Raw genomic sequence first — 3,602 nt, forward strand, 5'->3', positions numbered from 1 at the left:
TCCACCGAAAACCGTACGCAGAGGTACGCAAGACGGCGAAAATCTGGCAGTTGGGTTGGGGTCTGCCCGTCGGACGAAAGGCTACCACACCGTTCCCGCGAGGGCGTCCACGCGGCCCGCGAGGGCACACAAAAAGCGAACCTACGCCGGCTTGGGACGCACCGCCATCGGTGGCGGTGCGTCAGGTCGATGGCCCGGCCCGCGGCCCGGTGAGCAACCGGGGACTACGGTCGCTGAGAGTGGATACGGCCTGCGAGGGCGAACACGCCAGACCCCATTCGGGGCCAAATCAGAGTCCGCGAACCGGAGTACCCGTGAGGGGAAATTTGCCACCGGGTGTGGTATCACCGGGATGCCCACCGCGAGTGGAATCCCACGGCTTCAGCCGTGGGAGGAGGTCAAGAATGACGAGTAGCTTACCCACGCTCTGGATGCTGGTGTTGAGCAATATCTTCGTCTTCGCCATCGGGGGCGCCCTCACCTACCTGAGCTTCCAGGCGCGCCGGCGGGTCGGCAAGTCGAATCTGAACTACACGACGCTCGGGTTCGGACTCGTCACCCTCAGCACCGTCGCCGAGGTCATCTACGCGCCCGCCATTATCGGGATCTACGAGATAACTGGCCCGACGCTTCTGATCCTCTACACGATAGAGTCGCTCCTGATCGGACTCGGCCTGGGGAGCATCTACTACTCCGTCCGCGGGTCGTGAACCCCCGGGTGTACTCGTCCCTTAGCGTGTGCGCGTTCGGGTTGCTATCTCTGCACGCCGAGAGAGGCCCGGAGTTCGGGCCGGGGGTGAACTGCGTCCGCCCGGTGTCACAGACCGTCGGACCGTGGTCGACCTGACCCCCACCGTCTGGTAGTGCCCGTGGCAACCGTTCGCACGGGGTCCGCTGCGTGTCGACGGCGGGAGTCCGGCCACGTTCTACCCGTCTCTGCGGTGCGCGGGGATCCCGGGTGATGGGATGTCCCCGAGAGAGCGTGAGCCGCGCCGGTCGGCGCGCGGGGGCTGTCGGTCTCCCCCAGGGCGTCCCGCTGGTAGGACTCGAACGATCCGCTCTCGAAGACGGTCACCGTCCGTTCGCTTCGCCGAGCGTGACAGCCGCCGGGACGTCGAGGCGGACAGATGTCTCCGCCGCACTCGGATTCGTGCCCGTCCAGTCGGCGTACTCGACAGCCGTCCGTCCGGTCCAGCAGCGCCGACTCGGGGCTCTCGGTGCGCAGCATCCGCCTCTGGACGGTGCCGTCGGCGCCCCCGTCGCGTTCGAACGCGAGGGTCTGTGCCGCCTGGACGAACGTCTGAGGATCGGAGTCGACGACCGCATACGTCCCGGCCGCCTGTTCGCTCCTGGCGCATCCGCGTGGTCGCCCGCGTGTGCCCCGGTCGCGATGGAAAAATAGCGGGGACGTGGTCCCCGTCAGACCGCGGCTCTCAGCGACGAACAGAGTCCGTTCGGCGGGCCCCGGGACCGTGTCTGATAGCGGGTCGGGATCACCCGCCGGTTTCGGACCGGTTCTCCACCCGCTCTATCGCCGTCGACCGCCCGGTGAGTCGTTGCTGGAACTTGTCGAGCGCCAGTCGAAGCTTGGATCTCGTGTCGAGGTTCCGGCGGGTCATCAGGACCGTGGTCGGGGCGCGCTCGCCGACAGTCTCGGGGATCGTCCCGAAGAGGAACTGCCCTATCACTCCCTCTCTGGTGGCCCCGATGACCGTGAGGTCGTGGTCGCCGCTCTCGTCGACGAGCGCCCCGACGATGTCGTTGCTCTCGAGCAACTCCGTCTCCACGGCACCGCCCGTCTCGAACGCCTCGGTCGCCGTCGCGAGGAGGGATCGGGCCTGCGCGTGTTGCTCCTCGCCTGCATTCGGGTCGATGACGTACGCGGCGCGAACCGTCGCTCCGGTCCCGCGGGCCAGTGCCGCGGCCGTCTCGGCCGCGAGTTCCGCGTGGGGACCGCCGGCGGTCGGCAGCAGAATGGAGTCGATACCGGGGTCGTCGTCGATACCGATCTTCTCGACGTGGACGTCACAGTCGGCGTCGGCGACGACCCGGTCGACCGTCGACCCGAGGACCACGTCCCGCCTCCCGGACCGCTCGCCGCCCCAGCCGAGGAGAACGGCGTCGCTGTCGTGCTGGGCGACCGTGTTCACGATGGCGTCGGCGGCGCGGTGGCCGATCCGGATCGTGCCGCTGACCGGGACGTCGTCCTCCTCGGCCAGTCTCATCGCCCGGTCGAGTACGTCGCGTTTCTCGTCGGCGCGTGTACGACCCTGCGAAAGCGGCGTCTGGTCGGGCACCGTGACCGCGCTCATCACGAGGACCTCGCCGTCGTTCTCCTCCGCGAGCGTGGTCGCGGTCTGCATCAACTGGGGTGCGTTGCGGGGGTTGGCGATCGGGACGACGACCTGGTACCCGTTGCCGCTGGGACCGGTGTACTCGGCGACCGCTGTCGGGGTCTCCTCCTCGAGTCGCTCGACGGGCGGCGTGCGACTCTTCCAGGCGAACCAGACGCCGACGCCGATCACCTCCGCCAGAATCCCGAGTGCGACCGCGTACTGCCCGACCGTATCGGTGATGATCGTTCCGACGAGCGCGAGGTTGGCGAGGACGGCGAGCGCCGGGATGACCGGGACGAGCGGCACCCGGAACCCGCGGTCGGTGTCGGGGTATTTGCGACGGTTGACCACGAGCGCGACGTTGACCACGGAGAGGCCCGTGATCAACAGGAAGTTGGCGAACTGTGCGAGCCCCTCGATCCCGAGGTGGACACCGAACAGTGGGGCCGACCCTCCGGTCTCGCCGAACAGCACCGCGAACACGAAGATGTAGAGGAAGATGAGGCTCCCGGTCAGGAGGACCGTCCTGTACGGCGTGTTCCAGTTCGGATGGATCTCCTCGAAGCGCTGGGGGAGGTGGTCCCGGCGTGCCATGGCGAGTTTCACCCGTGAGCCGGCCATGATCGTCGCGTTGGCTGCCGACAGCATCGAGAACAGCGCTCCGACGATGATGACGTAGAAGCCGGCGTTGTACGGGAGTCCGAGGAAGTACCGGGCGGCGTACCCCATCGACACTTCGCCGTGTGTGGCGATATACTCGGCTGCGTCCGCTCCGCCGAGGTCGACGTTTGCGGCCAGGAACTGGACGAACGCGTCGCTGTTGACGGCGATGACGATGACCAGCACCACCAGCGCGTAGATGACCGACACGATCCCCATACTGAGATAGATCGCCTTCGGGATCGTCTCCCCCGGATCCTGGATCTCCTCGGCGTTGGTCGCAATCGCGGAGAACCCAAAGAAGGTGATAAACACCAGCGCACTGGTGAGACCGATGTTGGCGACCTCGCCGATGTTCTCGGCGATCGACTGCTGGACGACCGAGGCGTCGAACGCCTGGAGTCCACCGTAGAGAAACAGCAACAGCAGGGCGACTTTCAGCCCGGTGACGACGATCTGGAACTGGTTGGACTCCTCGGTCCCGCGCATGTTGACGAACACGAGCAGGGCGAGAACGGCGGCGCCCGGGACCCAGAACGGGAGGGCTCTGGGGATGCTCAGCGCCGGGTAGATGAACCGGTAGAACCAGTCGGAGAAGGCGGCGAG

General features: G+C 67.0%; 2 protein-coding genes. One reads left to right on the forward strand and one right to left on the reverse strand.

The window, feature by feature from the left end; all coding sequences use genetic code 11:
• The first annotated feature begins 404 nt into the window (after positions 1–404).
• Positions 405–710, forward strand: coding sequence for a hypothetical protein (locus tag ABEI27_RS01975; RefSeq protein WP_375797742.1), 306 nt, complete (start codon positions 405–407; stop codon positions 708–710).
• Between the two features lie 783 nt (positions 711–1,493).
• Here ABEI27_RS01975 and ABEI27_RS01980 read toward each other — a convergent pair.
• Positions 1,494–3,602: amino acid permease (locus tag ABEI27_RS01980; protein ID WP_375797743.1), on the reverse strand; the 2,109-nt coding region annotated here is incomplete at its 5' end.

It is taken from the genome of Halobellus sp. (assembly GCF_042218505.1).
GTDB lineage: Archaea > Halobacteriota > Halobacteria > Halobacteriales > Haloferacaceae > Haloquadratum.